Source organism: Oryzihumus sp. (genome assembly GCF_036391795.1).
GTDB lineage: Bacteria > Actinomycetota > Actinomycetes > Actinomycetales > Dermatophilaceae > Oryzihumus.
This window is the reverse complement of sequence record NZ_DASVZH010000041.1, coordinates 14,688-28,620: the sequence shown is the minus strand read 5'-3', so window position 1 is coordinate 28,620 and position 13,933 is coordinate 14,688. Positions and strand designations below refer to the sequence as shown.

14 protein-coding genes are annotated in these 13,933 nt (G+C 72.0%); 6 read left to right on the top strand and 8 right to left on the bottom strand.

Features of this window, described 5'->3' with window-relative positions; genetic code table 11:
- Positions 1 to 14: 14 nt before the first annotated feature.
- The gene (locus tag VF825_RS02210) at positions 15 to 1,307 is read right to left on the bottom strand and encodes a homogentisate 1,2-dioxygenase (protein WP_331109682.1); all 1,293 of its coding nucleotides are present in this window, start codon (positions 1,305 to 1,307) and stop codon (positions 15 to 17) included.
- 88 nt (positions 1,308 to 1,395) lie between these two features.
- Here VF825_RS02210 and VF825_RS02205 point away from each other — a divergent pair, with 88 nt between their 5' ends.
- Entirely contained in the window at positions 1,396 to 2,289 is an 894-nt protein-coding gene (locus VF825_RS02205; RefSeq protein ID WP_331109680.1) for a hypothetical protein, read from the top strand.
- Entirely contained in the window at positions 2,286 to 3,512 is a 1,227-nt protein-coding gene (fahA, locus tag VF825_RS02200) for a fumarylacetoacetase (RefSeq protein ID WP_331109678.1), read from the top strand. Before VF825_RS02205 ends, fahA begins: the two co-directional genes overlap by 4 nt.
- Positions 3,513 to 3,542: 30 nt before the next feature.
- On the opposite strand, the gene VF825_RS02195 is transcribed toward fahA, so the two are convergent.
- Together VF825_RS02195 and VF825_RS02190 are read right to left on the bottom strand one after the other, a co-directional pair.
- Complete coding sequence (locus tag VF825_RS02195) at positions 3,543 to 4,328, bottom strand: class I SAM-dependent methyltransferase (RefSeq protein WP_331109676.1); 786 nt, start codon at positions 4,326 to 4,328, stop codon at positions 3,543 to 3,545.
- Between the two features lie 6 nt (positions 4,329 to 4,334).
- Positions 4,335 to 5,138, bottom strand: a complete 804-nt coding sequence (locus VF825_RS02190; protein WP_331109674.1) for an RDD family protein — start codon at positions 5,136 to 5,138, stop codon at positions 4,335 to 4,337.
- A gap of 96 nt (positions 5,139 to 5,234) precedes the next feature.
- Between VF825_RS02190 and VF825_RS02185 the strand changes: the two genes are divergently transcribed.
- Positions 5,235 to 6,752 carry an APC family permease gene (locus VF825_RS02185; protein ID WP_331109672.1) on the top strand — a complete coding sequence of 506 codons (1,518 nt, stop codon included), beginning with the start codon at positions 5,235 to 5,237 and terminating at the stop codon, positions 6,750 to 6,752.
- 66 nt (positions 6,753 to 6,818) lie between these two features.
- Here the strand turns inward: VF825_RS02185 and VF825_RS02180 are convergent, their stop codons facing one another.
- Both VF825_RS02180 and hppD read right to left on the bottom strand, forming a co-directional pair.
- Complete coding sequence (locus tag VF825_RS02180; RefSeq protein ID WP_331109670.1) at positions 6,819 to 7,166, bottom strand: hypothetical protein; 348 nt, start codon at positions 7,164 to 7,166, stop codon at positions 6,819 to 6,821.
- 102 nt (positions 7,167 to 7,268) lie between these two features.
- Entirely contained in the window at positions 7,269 to 8,474 is a 1,206-nt protein-coding gene (hppD, locus tag VF825_RS02175; protein WP_331109668.1) for a 4-hydroxyphenylpyruvate dioxygenase, read from the bottom strand.
- Between the two features lie 108 nt (positions 8,475 to 8,582).
- Between hppD and VF825_RS02170 the strand changes: the two genes are divergently transcribed.
- Complete coding sequence (locus VF825_RS02170; protein ID WP_331109666.1) at positions 8,583 to 9,077, top strand: Lrp/AsnC family transcriptional regulator; 495 nt, start codon at positions 8,583 to 8,585, stop codon at positions 9,075 to 9,077.
- On the opposite strand, the gene VF825_RS02165 is transcribed toward VF825_RS02170, so the two are convergent.
- From VF825_RS02165 to VF825_RS02155, 3 genes are all read right to left on the bottom strand, one after another.
- Entirely contained in the window at positions 9,051 to 9,716 is a 666-nt protein-coding gene (locus VF825_RS02165) for an IclR family transcriptional regulator (protein WP_331109664.1), read from the bottom strand. The genes VF825_RS02170 and VF825_RS02165 overlap by 27 nt on opposite strands.
- Positions 9,717 to 9,737: 21 nt before the next feature.
- Complete coding sequence (locus VF825_RS02160) at positions 9,738 to 11,486, bottom strand: DEAD/DEAH box helicase (protein WP_331109662.1); 1,749 nt, start codon at positions 11,484 to 11,486, stop codon at positions 9,738 to 9,740.
- Positions 11,487 to 11,573: 87 nt separating this feature from the next.
- Positions 11,574 to 11,879, bottom strand: coding sequence for a DUF3039 domain-containing protein (locus tag VF825_RS02155; protein WP_331109660.1), 306 nt, complete (start codon positions 11,877 to 11,879; stop codon positions 11,574 to 11,576).
- 99 nt (positions 11,880 to 11,978) lie between these two features.
- On the opposite strand from VF825_RS02155, the gene VF825_RS02150 reads away from it, so the two are divergent.
- Together VF825_RS02150 and VF825_RS02145 are read left to right on the top strand one after the other, a co-directional pair.
- Entirely contained in the window at positions 11,979 to 13,442 is a 1,464-nt protein-coding gene (locus VF825_RS02150; RefSeq protein WP_331109658.1) for a ferredoxin reductase family protein, read from the top strand.
- On the top strand, positions 13,439 to 13,921 hold the full coding sequence (locus VF825_RS02145; protein WP_331109656.1) for an FMN-binding protein: 483 nt from the start codon (positions 13,439 to 13,441) through the stop codon (positions 13,919 to 13,921). The genes VF825_RS02150 and VF825_RS02145 overlap by 4 nt, the downstream gene beginning before the upstream one ends.
- Positions 13,922 to 13,933: the final 12 nt, after the last annotated feature.

Genomic DNA, 13,933 nt, shown 5'->3' with positions numbered 1-13,933 from the left:
GTGGGCTGGCGGGGTCAGCCGGCGCCGTCGACGCCCTGGTCGCCGTTGGTGGCCGAGCCGCCAGCCCGGCCTCCGGTCCAGGTCCAGGCGTACGCGCCGTCGTCGACCGCGCGTCCGGCCTCCCCCAGCTCCAGCGGCCGGAACGTGTCGACCATGACGGCGAGCTCGTCGAAGAACTCCACGCCGATCGAGCGCTCGTAGGCCCCCGGCTGCGGGCCGTGGGCGTGGCCGCCCGGGTGCAGCGAGATCGAGCCCTTGCCGATGCCGGAGCCCTTGCGCGCCTCGTAGTCGCCGTCGACGTAGAACATGACCTCGTCGCTGTCGACGTTGGAGTGGTAGTAGGGCACCGGGATCGACAGCGGGTGGTAGTCGACCTTGCGGGGCACGAAGTTGCAGATGACGAAGTTGTGCCCTTCGAAGACCTGGTGCACCGGCGGCGGCTGGTGCACCCGGCCGGTGATCGGCTCGAAGTCGCTGACGTTGAAGGCGTAGGGGTACAGGCAGCCGTCCCAGCCCACGACGTCGAGCGGGTGGTAGGGGTAGGTGTAGACCGTGCCGACGAGACCACCGGGGCCGTTGCCGCGGTGCTTGATGTAGACCTCGGTGGGCGCCTCCCGGTCCGCGCCGATGTCCTCGGCCAGCAGGGGGCCCTTGGGGGTGCGCAGGTCGCGCTCGCAGTACGGGGCGTGCTCGAGCAGCTGGCCGAAGCGCGACAGGTAGCGCCTGGGCGGGGTGATGTGGGAGTTGGCCTCGATGCAGTAGGCCCGCAACGGCTCGGTCCAGCCCTCGTCGCCCTCGACGCGCGGGATCCACCGGTGGGTGGTCGCCCGCGGGATGACCAGGTAGTCCCCGGTGGCCACCTCGAACGCACCGAAGACGGTCTCGACGCGCGCCGCGCCACGCTCGACGTAGACGCACTCGTCGCCGATTCCGTTGCGGTAGAACGGACTCGGCGTGTCGGCGACGACGTAGGAGATACGCACGTCGCCGTTGCCCAGGACCAGGCGACGGCCGGTGACGACGTCGACACCGTGGTGGTCGCCCCGCGGGTCCTGCCCCGTGAACAGGTCGTGGAGCTTGAGGTGGCGCGGCAGCAGCGGTTGGTTGGGCGTCGTGGCCTGGTCGCCGAGGTCCCACTCGCGCACGTCCTGGATCGCCGAGGGCAGCCCGCGGTGGTAGAGCAGCGAGGAGTCGGAGGAGAAGCCCTCCTCGCCCATCAGCTCCTCGTAGTAGAGCCCGCCCTCCGGCGTACGGTGCTGGGTGTGCCGCTTCGGGGGCACGGTGCCCCGCAGCTGGTAGTGCGCCATCGCTCTTCGTCTCCCGCCGGATGCCCTGCGCGTCCTGTGAGCGGACGCGGGTGTACCTCTTCAAGCACTGTCCAGTAGCCTGCCCACCATGTCAACCAGACCCGACGGGCCGGGCTCCCCCCGAGTGTCCCAGCCGGCCGAACGCGCCCTGTTCACAAGGCTGTTCGACGACGCCGCGGTGTTCCCGCCGGGCCTGGCACCGCTGCCCCGGGCAGTCGGGGACCACCTGGCCCGCCGCACCGCCGACGTGGCCGACCTGGTCGGCCCCCTGCTCGTGCCCGCGTCCGCCGCCGAGGAGCTGCTGACCCTGCCGCTGCCCGGCCCGTCCGGCCGCTCCGGCCCGGCCCTGACCGTCGCGCTCATCGGCCGGCCGGGTGTCGCGGTGGCCGCGGTCGGCGAGGCGCTGTCCCGGTTGAGCCAGGACGGGCGCGTCGAGGTCGCCGGCGTCGAGGTCGGCTGGTCCCCCGGCTGGGAGCTCGCCCTGGACTGGCAGCTGCCCGTCTCGGTCGAGGTCCCGCGGGGCACGCAGCAGGCGAAGGCGCTGCGCGACGTGGCCGCCCACGCGGGTGGTCGCGAGGGCGTGCAGGCCAAGTTCCGCACCGGCGCCACCGCCACCACGGACGTGCCGGCACCGCATGAGCTGGCCGGCTTCGTCCGGGCCTGCATCGACGCCGACCTCGGCTTCAAGCTCACCGGCGGTCTGCACCATGCCGTGACCGGCACCCACGACGGGGAGCAGCAGTTCGGCTTCCTCAACGTGCTGCACGCCGTCCGCTGGGCCCTCAACGGTGCCGAGGTCGACGAGCTCGAACCCCTTCTGGCAGAACAGGATCCAGAGCCCGTGCTCGAAGCGGTCAGCCGCATGAGCATCGCCGACGCGAGCATCACGCGGGCCTTCTTCACGGCATACGGCTGCTGCGGGGTGATGGACCCCATCGGTGAGCTGTCCACGCTGGGACTGATCGAGGAGACAACGGTATGACGAACAGCTGGCTCGACCTGCCCGCCGACCACCCCTTCGGGCTGGCCACGCTGCCCTACGGCGTGTTCTCCACGGCGACCGACCCGCGCCGGCGCGTGGGCGTGCGCGTCGCCGACCACGTCCTCGACGCGGCCGCGGCGGCCGAGCGGGCCGGCATGGAGTCCGGCGTGTGCTGGGACCAGCCGAGCCTCAACGACTTCCTCTCGCGCGGACACCACGCCTGGGCCGCGGCGCGCGCCTGGCTGGTCGAGGTGCTCACCGACCCGATGTACCGCGACGCGGTCGAGCCGCACCTGCTGCCGCTCGCCGAGGTCAGGCTGCACCTGCCGTTCGAGGTGGCCGACTACGTCGACTTCTACGCCAGCGAGCACCATGCCTCCAACGTCGGGCGGATCTTCCGGCCGGACAGCGAGCCGCTGACGCCGAACTGGAAGCACCTGCCGATCGGCTACCACGGCCGTTCCGGCACCGTCGTGGTCAGCGGCACCGACATCGTGCGACCCTGCGGGCAGCGCAAGGCCCCGAGCGACCCGGCGCCGACGTTCGGCCCGTCGCGGCGCCTCGACATCGAGACCGAGCTCGGCTTCGTCGTCGGCGGGGCGACGGGCCTCGGCGAGCGGGTCGACATCGACGACGCCGCCGGGCACCTCTTCGGCGTGGTCCTGCTCAACGACTGGAGCGCCCGGGACATCCAGGCGTGGGAGTACGTCCCGCTCGGCCCGTTCCTCGGAAAGTCCTTCGGCACGAGCATCTCGGCGTGGGTGGTGCCGATGGCGGCGCTGGAGTCCGCCCACCTGCCGCTGCCCGGGCAGGACCCGCAGCCGCTGGACTACCTGCGCGGCGACGGCGCCAGCGTCTTCGGCCTCGACATCCACTGCGAGGTGCGGGTCAACGGCACCGTGGTCAGCAGGCCGGAGTACGCCGACATGTACTGGTCACCTACCCAGATGCTGGCGCACCTCAGCGTCAACGGCGCCAGCCTGCGCGACGGCGACCTGTTCGGCTCCGGCACGATCAGCGGCGCGGCGAAGGAGACCCGCGGCTGCCTGCTGGAGCTGACGTGGAGCGGCCAGGAGCCGGTGACCCTCGAGGACGGCACCACGCGGGCGTTCCTCGAGGACGGCGACACGGTCACCATCACCGGCTGGGCCCCCGGACCCGACGGCGCCCGCGTCGGCCTCGGCGAGGTGACCGGCACCATCCGCCCGGCCCTGGAGGGCTGAACACACCCCCTCGGTGGGGTTCCTCGGTGGTCAGCCGACCGACGTGACCTGCACCGCCACCTGCTCGTCCTCCAGGGTGTAGCCGAGCCAGCCGAACCGCGTGCCCGTCCGCTCGACATACTCCTGCCAGGCGCGGTGCTCCCCGCCCTGCCACCCCGGGTAGTTGAAGTACTCGTCGAAGACGATGACCGTGCCCGGCACGAGGCGCGGGCCCACCGCGTCGAGCACCGTGGTCGTCGAGGAGTACAGGTCACAGTCCACGTGCACGAACGCGAGCGGCCCCGGATGGTCGGCCAGGAACCCCGGCAGCGTCTGGTCGAACCAGCCGACGACGAGCTCGGCGCCGGGCACCCGAGGCAGTCCGTCGACGCCGAACATGCCCGCGGGGAAGCCCGTTCGCCAGTCCTCCGGCAGCCCCTCGAAGGAGTCGAACCCGAAGACCTCGTGGCCGGGGAACCCCTCCACCAGGGCCCGCAACGTCGAACCGGTCCACACGCCGAACTCCAGCACCAGGCCCTCGGCCGGAGCCTGGGCCATGGCGTGGCGCAGGGTCGCGGCCTTGTCGGGAAAGGTTGGCGTGCGGGGCATGTGCTCCATCGCCCATGCGGCAGAGGACTCGACGGCGATCCGGTCGGCGGCCAGCGACAGGTTGCGTCGCTCGACGTGCTGCAGCTGGTGCCGCAGATGCTCCAGCCGCTGCTGGGTCTCGGCGAGCTGCGAGTGCAGGCTCGCCACGTCCTCGCGCAGGGGCGCGGTGCCCGCGGCCACCGCCCGCACCGCGACGTCGCGGGCGCGCCGCTTCAGATCACGCAGCATGACCGGTCAGCGGGGACGCTTGGGCTGGGGACCGACCACGACGTTGGTCCTGGCGGCCTTGTCGTGCAGCGCCTGCTTGTTCGGGTCCCACAGCGGCCAGAGGTAGTTGAGCAGCTCCCCGATCCCGGCCAGGTTGCCCAGGAGCGGCACGAAGCTGAGCAGCTGCAGCCCGTTGATGACGCCGACCCGGCGCCAGACGGCCGAGGCTGGCGGGGCGCCCGGCGTCTCGCGCAGGCGCACGCTGATGCCGACCACCTTCTTGCCCACGGTGGCGCCGGAGCGGGTGAGGAAGAGGTACTCGTAGACCACCGCCACCAGCACGGTGATCAGGGCGATCGGGATGAGCCACCGGTAGAGCTCGGCCGGCAGCACGAACGGCGACGGCGGTGTGGACCCGCTGCGGGTCTGCTGGACCTGCTGCTCGGCGTAGTGCAGCGCCGCCTGGAAGTACCGGTAGTAGAAGTAGCCGGTCAGCGGCAGCGCGATGAAGAAGGTGATGAAGCCGTCGAGGATGCGGGCGAGCACCCGCTTCCACCACCCGGACAGCGGCACGCCGTCGGGCGTGGTGGCCTGCGGGGTGACGTAGCCCTGCTGCGGCCAGGACGGCATGGGAGCCGGCCTCGAGTATGCCGGCCGGTCGCCGGCCGCCCCCGACTCACCCCAGGTGGCCTGCTGCGGCATGCCGATCGTCGACTGCTCGAGGGAGGGCGCCTGCTTCGGCGTCACGTGGTCGGTCCAGATCACTCCGTCCCAGTACCGGAGCTTGCTGGGGTCCTGGGGGTCGTCGTACCACCCCGATGGCTGCGTCATGGCGCACAGCCTGCCACGCCCACCCCATGAGGACGCTCACACTCCCCCACGTCCGGGCGCGCACCCGGTGCCTACCAGCCGGTAACGTCGTCGGGCATGAGTGACGACACATCCACGCAGTCGATCCTGCGGACCAAACCGGTCGAGGACGTCCTGGCCCAGTCGGCCGACGAGGGCGAGGAGCACAGCGGCGCCCCCTCGTCGGGCAAGCTCCGCCGCAAGCTCGGTCCGTTCGACCTCATGGGGTTCGGTGTCGGCATCGTCATCGGCACGGGCATCTTCACCCTCACCGGGGTCGAGGCCAAGCAGCACGCCGGGCCCGCCGTCACCATCTCCTTCATCATCGCCGGCGTGGTGAGCCTCCTGGCCGCCCTGTGCTACGCGGAGATGGCCTCCAGCGTCCCGGCGGCCGGCAGCGCCTACACCTACGCCTACGCGACCATCGGCGAGGTCTTCGCCTGGATCATCGGCTGGGACCTCATCCTGGAGTTCGCCCTCGGCGCCTCCGTGGTGGCCCGCGGCTGGTCGGGCTACCTCGCCAACCTCTTCCACCTGCCCAGCGCGTGGTTCGCCGAGGACGGCTCGGTCGTCAACGTCGGGGCGATCCTCATCACCCTGGTGCTCGGGGTGATCGCCGCCGTCGGCATCCGGGAGTCGGCCCGCGTCACCAACGTCCTCGTGCTGGTCAAGGTCGCGGTGTGCGTGTTCGTCATCGTCGCCGGCGCGTTCTTCATCACCAGGTCCAACCTGGTCCCGTTCGTGCCGCACGCCGAGCCGGTCAAGCAGAGCGTCAGCGGGCTCAAGCAGCCGCTGAGCCAGGCGGTCTTCGGCATCTCCCCCTCCGCGTACGGCATGGCCGGCGTGCTGACCGCCGCCGCGGTGGTGTTCTTCGCCTACACCGGCTTCGAGGCGGTGGCCAACCTCGGCGAGGAGACCAAGCGCCCCAAGCGCGACCTCACCATCGGCCTGCTCGGCACCCTGGCCCTGTGCACGGTGCTCTACATCGGCGTCTCGTTCGTGGTCACCGGCATGGTCAGCTACAAGAAGATCGACGAGGGCGCCCCGATCGCCAGCGCGTTCGACGCCGTCGGCCAGGGCTGGGCCTCCACCCTGGTCTCCATCGCCGCCGTCTGCGGCCTGACCTCGGTCATCCTGGTCGACCTCGTGGCCATGGGCCGGATCGGCTTCGCCATGGGCCGCGACCGGCTGCTGCCCCCGGCCGTCGCCAAGGTGCACCCGAAGTGGGGCACGCCCTACCGCATCACCATCGCCACGACGATCTTCGTGGCGCTGCTGGCCGGCTTCGTCCCGCTGGCCGCGCTGGCCGACCTGGTCAGCATCGGCACGCTGTTCGCGTTCATCATCGTCTCGCTGGCGGTGCCGGTGCTGCGCCGCAAGCGCCCGGACGTGCACCGGCCGTTCCGCGTGCCGCTCTCGCCGGTGCTGCCGATCGTCTCCGCGCTGGCCTGCCTGTACCTGATGACCAACCTGACGATGGAGACCTGGCTGCGCTTCGCGGTCTGGATGGTCGTCGGCATGGTCGTCTACCTCACCTACAGCCGGCGCAAGGCGCGGCTGGCCACGGGTGAGGAGGCCGAGGCCGTGACGGCCTGAGGCCGCCCACCCACGCGACGGCACGGCATACCGGACGGGTGTGCCGTGCCGTCGCCGTGTGCGGCCTCAGCCGGCGACGTAGAGCGGCAGCATGAGGCCGACGACCATCAGCGCGGCGCCGCCGCCCATCCGGGCCCAGATGCGCCGGTGCATCGCGAAGCCGTGGCGCTCGACCCGCAGCCACCGCCAGAGCCCGATGAACATGACGTAGCCGCCGAGCATCATGACCACCACGGCCCACCATGGCTGCTGGTCGTGGCCGGTCAGGCCGCGCCAGAGGTAGGTCAGCGTGGTCAGGCCGGCGATGAGCACCAGCGCGCCCGCCGCCCCGAGAATCGCGAACACCCGCTTGCGCGGGACCCACTCCACCTGCCCGGTCTCGACTGCTGCGTCTGCCGGGTTCGTCGACTCCATGAGGCCCGAGGTTATGGGACAAAGCGGACATCCGCTCACGCGGGTGACCCCACGGCATACCAGCGGGTATGCCGTGGGGCCACCGGAGGAGCCGGGCGCGCCTCAGAGGTTGCCGCGACGCTCCTGCTCGCGCTCGATCGCCTCGAACAGCGCCTTGAAGTTGCCCTTGCCGAAGCCGAGGGAGCCGTGACGCTCGATCAGCTCGAAGAACACCGTCGGGCGGTCCTGGACGGGGCGGGTGAAGATCTGCAGCAGGTAGCCGTCCTCGTCGCGGTCGACGAGGATGCCGCGCTTCTGCAGCTCCTCGATCGGCACGCGCACGTTGCCGATGCGCTCGCGCAGCTCGGGGTCCTCGTAGTAGGAGTCAGGGGTCGAGAGGAACTCCACGCCCTCGGCGGTCATGGCGTCGACGGTGGCCAGGATGTCGTTGGTGGCCAGGGCCAGGTGCTGCGCGCCGGGACCGCGGTAGAACTCGAGGTACTCGTCGATCTGGCTCTTCTTCTTGGCGACCGCCGGCTCGTTGAGCGGGAACTTGACCCGGTGGTTGCCGTTGGCCACGACCTTGGACATCAGCGCCGAGTAGTCGGTGGCGATGTCGTCGCCGATGAACTCGGCCATGTTCACGAAGCCCATCACCTTGTTGTAGAAGGTGACCCACTGGTCCATCTTGCCGAGCTCGACGTTGCCGACGATGTGGTCCAGGGCCTGGAACATCCGCTTCGGGGCGCCCTCGCGCTTGACGAAGCCGGAGCTGCGCTCGACGTAGCCGGGCAGGTAGATGCCGGTGTAGCCCGAACGCTGCACCAGGGTGTGGCGGGTGTCGCCGTAGGTCGCGATCGAGGCGATCCGCACCGTGCCGTGCTCGTCGCTGACGTCGTGCGGCTCCTCCAGCACCGTCGCGCCCATCGCGCGGGCGTGCTCGATGCACTTGTCGACGTCCGGCACCTCGAGGGAGATGTCGACGACGCCGTCACCGTGGGCGCGGTGGTGGTCGTGCAGCGGGCTGTCCGGGGCCACCCCGCCCTTGATGACGAAACGGCACGAGCCGCTCTTGAGCACGAACGCCTTGTGGTCGCGGTTGCCGGTCTCGGGGCCGGAGTAGCCGACCAGCTCCATGCCGAACGCCGACTGGTAGAAGTGCGCGGTCTGCGTCGCGTTGCCGACGACGAAGACGATGGCGTCCCAGCCGGTCACCGGGAAGGGGTCCTTGCTCTCGTCGTACTCCACCAGGCCGACGAGCTGCTTGAGCTGGTCGAGGTCGAGGTTGGCGTCGCGCTCTTCGGGCGTCAGGGCGATGGTCTCGGTCATGACCGGCACTGTGGCGCAGCCGCCCCGACCGGGCAACCATGACCAGAACCGGTGGACAGGTTGCGCAGGTTGTCGGGCCTGACCCGCTGCACGGCATACAGTTTGTCCATGTCGATCGATGACCTGGACGCCCGCATCCTCACCACGTTCACCGACGACCCGCAGGTCGGCGTCCTCGGCGCGGCCCGGGCCATCGGCGTGGCCCGCGGCACGGTGCAAGCCCGGCTGGACCGGATGCAGCAGCGCGGGGTGGTGCGCACGTTCGCCCCGCAGGTCGACCCGGCGGCGGTGGGCTACCCGGTGACGGCGTTCATCACCCTGGAGATCCGCCAGGGCCGCGGGCACGACCCGGTGGTGGCACACCTGTCGGCCATCCCCGAGGTGCTCGAAGCCCACACCATCACCGGCACCGGCGACCTGATGATCCGGGTGGTGGCCCGCGACAACGCCGACCTGCAGCGCGTGATCGACAGGGTGGTCGACGACGGCCACGTGCTGCGGGCCTCGACGGTCATCGCGCTGGCGCGGCAGATCGCCTACCGCACCCTGCCGCTGGTGCAGGCCGCCGCGGAGGGGTCAGCGCAGCGCGGCCGCCAGGGTTGAGGCCGCCGCCTGGACCTGGGGCCCCACCGCCGACACGTCCAGCGGCACCATCGCCACGACGCCGACGGAGGCCTCCAGCCCCGCGACACCGACCAGCGGCGCCGCCACCCCGTGGGCACCGGCCTGCAGCTCGCCGTCGGAGACGACGTATGCCGGGTCGCCGGCTCGCGCGCCCAGGATCGCCCGGCCGGCGGCACCGGACTCCAGCCGGTGCCGGCTGCCCACGCGGTAGGCGACGTGGAAGTCGGTCCAGGACGGCTCGACCACGGCGATGGCCAGGGCCTCCCCGCCCTCGACGACGGTCAGGTGCGCCGTCGCCCCGACCGAGTCGGCCAGGGTGCGCAGCATGGGCATCGCCGCCTCGCGCAGCAGCGGCAGGACCGAGGAGGACAGCCGGGTGATGGCCAGGCCCAGCCGGATCCGGCCGTCCTCGCGGCGGGTGACGAAGTCACGGCTCTCGAGGGTCGCGACCAGGCGGTAGACGACTGGGCGGCCGACGCCGAGCGCCGAGGCGATCTCGGTGATCGTCAGGCCCCCGGCGTTCTCGCGGGAGCCCAGCAGCTGCAGCACGCCAAGCCCGCGGTCCAGGGTCTGTGAGGTCTCTCCGCCCATGCCCTTGGCGGCGCGCAGCTCAGCCACGGGACCACGCTACCGGCCGGCTCACCGACGGCCGACGAACCAGGCGCGGATCTTCTCGATCCGCTCCTGGACCTGCTCGGAGCTGGCCTGCTCCAGCGCTGGGCCGCCACAGGTGCGGCGCAGGTCGTTGTGCACCACGCCGTGCGGCGCACCGGTCTTGCGGGCGTAGGCGGACACCAGGGAGTTGAGCTCCTTGCGCTGGGCGGCCAGGGCGCGGTGCGCGGCGATCGGCGCGTCCGCGGCGCGCGTGCTGCTGCCCTTCTGGGAGGCCTGCCGTTCGCGCAGCAGGGTGGCCACCTGGTCCGGCTCGAGCAGCCCCGGCAGGCCGAGGTACTCCTCCTCCTCGGCGCTGCCGGCCTCGGCGTTGAGGCCGAACTGCTGGGCGTCGAAGAGCACGTGGTCGAACTCGGCCACGGACTCCAGCGCCTCGAAGGTGCCCTCGAGGTCGGCCGTGGACCTGGTGCTGTTGGCCTCGGCGACGAGCTGGTCCTCGGCCGCCCAGAGGTTCTCCTCCTCGCCGGGCTTGACCACCTTGTCCAGGGCGTGGTCGCGCTGCTCCTCCAGCCGGGCCGCGTGCTCCATGATCACGGGCACGTTCGGCAGGAACACCGAGGCCACCTCGCCCCGGCGCCGGGCGCGCACGAACCGGCCGACCGCTTGGGCGAAGAACAGCGGGGTCGAGGTGGACGTGGCGTAGACGCCGACGCACAGGCGGGGCACGTCGACGCCCTCGGAGACCATGCGGACCGCGACCATCCAGCGGGAGTCGCTCTGGGCGAACTCCTCGATCCTGCTCGAGGCGCCGGCGTCATCGGAGAGCACGACGGTCGGCTTCTCGCCGGTCAGGGCGTGCAGGATCTTGGCGTAGTGCCGCGCATTGGTCTGGTCCGAGGCGATGACCAGCGCCCCGGCGTCGGGCACGTGCCGGCGCACCTCGGAGAGCCGCTTGTCCGCGGCCGACAGCACCGAGGGGATCCACTCCCCCTTAGCGTCCAGGGCGGTGCGCCACGCCTGCGCGGTGAGGTCCTTGGTCAGCGGCTCACCCAGGCGGGCGGCGACCTCGTCACCGGCGCGGGTGCGCCAGCGCATCGCGCCGCTGTAGGCGAGGAAGAGCACCGGGCGCACGACCCCGTCACGCAACGCCTCGGCATACCCATAGGCGTAGTCGCTGGCGGAGCGGCGCACCCCGGCCCGGTCCTCCTCGTAGCGCACGAAGGGGATCGGGCTCGTGTCGGAGCGGAACGGGGTACCGGTCAGGCACAGCCGGCGGGCGGCCGGCTCGAAGGCCTCCCGGATGGCGTCACCCCAGGACAGGTTGTCGCCGCCGTGGTGGACCTCGTCGAGGATCACGAGGGTGCGGGCCGCCTCGGTGCGCGCACGGTGCAGCAGCGGCTTGCTCGCGACGCCGGCGTAGGTCAGCGCGACGCCGTCGAACTCGGTGTTGTGCCGGCCCATGGCGTTGGTGAACTTCGGGTCGATGTTGATGCCGACCCGTGCGGCCGCGTCGGCCCACTGCGTCTTGAGGTGCTCGGTCGGCGCCACGATCGTGACCCGGTCGACAACCCCGCGGCCGAGCAGCTCGGTGGCCACGCGCAGCGCGAACGTCGTCTTGCCGGCGCCGGGGGTGGCGACGGCGAGGAAGTCCTGCGGGCCCTCACGCAGGTACTGCTCGAGCGCCGCCGCCTGCCAGGCACGCAGCTTGGAGGCCGTGCCCCACGCGGCGCGCTCCGGGAATGCTGGGGGGAGGTGGGATGCCGCGGCAGTACTCATAAGGGGACCGAGGGTAACGAAATCCGGGACCCGACATGCCGGGACCCCGCCACCACGGACGGGGTCCCTCCATGTGTTATCGGGCGCTCAGTCCTCGCCGTCCTGCGGCGCGCGCAGGCCCTCGTAGATCTCCTTGCAGACGGGGCAGACCGGGAACTTCTGGGGGTCGCGTCCGGGCACCCAGACCTTGCCGCACAGCGCGACGACCGGCTCCCCGGACAGCGCGCTCTCGAGGATCTTCTCCTTGCGCACGTAGTGGGAGAAGCGCTCGTGGTCACCCGGCTCCTGGACCTGCTCCTCGACCTGCTCGCGCTCGAGCACGGAGGTCGAGGTGGACGGCCCCGACGGCTGCGCCTGAGGCTCGTACGGGTCGCTCAGCGGGTTGTCGCTCATGTCCCCGAGTCTAAGCGCCCGGTATGCCGGGTGGCCGGGACGGTGGGGCTCCGCGCGGTTCCGAGGATGGTCTGAGAGTGACCACGCACCCTTGTGGTCATGACAACCTCCCCGCAGACCCAGCCGCTGCCCTCGCCCGGTCGGGCGCGGCGCCGCCAGCTGCACCTGCGTGGACGGCAGCACCAGCAGTGGCGCGCCCGCACCAGCGACCTGCTCGAGCTGATGGCCGCCGGCCTGCTGGTGGCGACCGTCTCGGTGTTCCTGCGCGACGGTGGCGGCCAGCACCTGGTGACCGGGACGTGGGGCAGCCGGCTCATTGCCGTGGGCCAGCTGACCGGCCTGGTCGCTGTCGACCTCCTCCTGGTGCAGATGCTGCTCGCCGCCCGGGTGCCATGGGTGGACCGCGTCTACGGCTCGGACCGGGCGCTCAAGGCCCACCGCGTCCTCGGCCGGGTCACTGTGCCGCTGGTGCTGGTCCACGCCGAGTCGCTCGTGCTCGGCTACGCCGCGCGGGACGGCATGCCGTGGTGGTCGGGGTGGCTGCGCGAGCCGTTCGCGATGCTCTCCGGCGTCCCGGACATGCTCACCGCAACCATCGCGCTCTTCCTGCTGGTCCTCATCGCGGTGACCTCGGTGCGGGCGGCCATGCGCCGCGTCGGCTACGAGCGCTGGCACCTGGTGCACCTGGGGGCCTACGCCGCGGTCGCGCTGGCCATCCCCCACCAGCTCTCGGTGGGCTCCGACATCACCAGCAGCGGGCTGGTGCGCTTCGTCTGGCTCGGCCTCTACGTCCTCGTGGCCGCCAGCATCATCTGGTGGCGGTTCGCCGTGCCGGTCTTCCGCTCTGCCCGGCACCGGCTCTACGTCGAGCGCGTCGTCCAGGAGACCCCCGACACCTGGTCGGTCCACGTCGCGGGCCGGGACCTCCGCGCGCTGGAGGCCCGGGCCGGGCAGTTCTTCCAGTGGCGCTTCCTGACCCGCGGCCTGTGGGCAGCCGCCCACCCGTGGTCGCTGTCGGCCCAGCCCGACGGCCGGAGCCTGCGGCTGACCGTGCGGGAGCTCGGCGACCACTCCAGCCTGCTGGCCGACCTGCGCCCCGGCACGCGGGTGCTGGTCGAGGGCCCGTACGGCGCGTTCACCACGCGCCGCCGGACCCGTCGCAAGGTGCTGCTGCTGGCCGCGGGCATCGGCGTCACGCCGATCCGCGCCCTGGCCGAGGAGCTGGCGCGCGACCCCGCCACCGCCCCCGGTGACGTCACGGTGATCTACCGGGCCGACCACGCCTCCCAGCTCGCGCTGCGGGACGAGCTGGACGCGGTCAGCCGCCACGGCGGCCACCGGCTGCACCTGCTCACCGGCCCCCCGGTGCGCGGGTCGTGGCTGCCCGAGCACGTCGGGCGCGGGGACGACGACGCCTCCGCCCTGGCCGAGCTGGTCCCCCACCTGAGGGAGCACGACGTCTACCTGTGCGGGCCGCCGGTGTGGATGGACCTCGTCCACACCAGCCTGCGCCGGGCGCGCGTGCCCCGGGCCCACATCCACGACGAGAGGTTCTCCTGGTGAGGCTGCTGACGGGAGCCGCCGTGGCCGTTGCCGGCGCGGCCGCGTTGATCACGAGCTGGGAGGCCGGCGCCCAGCAGGGCACCTCGCCGGTGGCGGGAGTCCACGTCGCTGCCGCGGCGCCGCCGCCGGCGCCCGCCAAGGCCGGCGCGCCCCGAGCAGCCGGCTCATCGGGCAAGTCGCCCGCCTCCGGCTCGACGTCGACCCGCCGGTCGGTCACGGGAGCGCTGGTCTCGACCCCCTACGGCACCGTGCAGGTCAAGGCGGTGCTCGTGGGCACGCGCCTGAAGGACGTCGTGGCCCTCAAGCTCACCGACAGCAGCTCGACGTCGGTGGGGATCAGCGGCCGTGCGGCGCCGGTGCTGCGCCAGGAGGCGATCAGCGCCCAGTCCGCGCGGATCGACTCGGTCAGCGGGGCGACGTTCACCAGCGAGGGGTACAAGCAGAGCCTGCAGGCCGCGCTCGACGCCGCGCACGCCTGAGCGGGCGCGGCA

Excerpts from the sequence above, each read along its gene's own strand:
- VF825_RS02210 (WP_331109682.1), bottom strand. The coding sequence starts at position 1,307 with ATGGCGCACTACCAGCTGCGGGGCACCGTGCCCCCGAAGCGGCACACC.
- VF825_RS02185 (WP_331109672.1), top strand. The coding sequence starts at position 5,235 with ATGAGTGACGACACATCCACGCAGTCGATCCTGCGGACCAAACCGGTC.
- fahA (WP_331109678.1), top strand. The coding sequence starts at position 2,286 with ATGACGAACAGCTGGCTCGACCTGCCCGCCGACCACCCCTTCGGGCTG.
- VF825_RS02150 (WP_331109658.1), top strand. The coding sequence starts at position 11,979 with ATGACAACCTCCCCGCAGACCCAGCCGCTGCCCTCGCCCGGTCGGGCG.
- VF825_RS02195 (WP_331109676.1), bottom strand. The coding sequence starts at position 4,328 with ATGCTGCGTGATCTGAAGCGGCGCGCCCGCGACGTCGCGGTGCGGGCG.
- VF825_RS02160 (WP_331109662.1), bottom strand. The coding sequence starts at position 11,486 with ATGAGTACTGCCGCGGCATCCCACCTCCCCCCAGCATTCCCGGAGCGC.
- VF825_RS02205 (WP_331109680.1), top strand. The coding sequence starts at position 1,396 with ATGTCAACCAGACCCGACGGGCCGGGCTCCCCCCGAGTGTCCCAGCCG.
- hppD (WP_331109668.1), bottom strand. The coding sequence starts at position 8,474 with ATGACCGAGACCATCGCCCTGACGCCCGAAGAGCGCGACGCCAACCTC.
- VF825_RS02180 (WP_331109670.1), bottom strand. The coding sequence starts at position 7,166 with ATGGAGTCGACGAACCCGGCAGACGCAGCAGTCGAGACCGGGCAGGTG.
- VF825_RS02190 (WP_331109674.1), bottom strand. The coding sequence starts at position 5,138 with ATGACGCAGCCATCGGGGTGGTACGACGACCCCCAGGACCCCAGCAAG.
- VF825_RS02170 (WP_331109666.1), top strand. The coding sequence starts at position 8,583 with ATGTCGATCGATGACCTGGACGCCCGCATCCTCACCACGTTCACCGAC.
- VF825_RS02155 (WP_331109660.1), bottom strand. The coding sequence starts at position 11,879 with ATGAGCGACAACCCGCTGAGCGACCCGTACGAGCCTCAGGCGCAGCCG.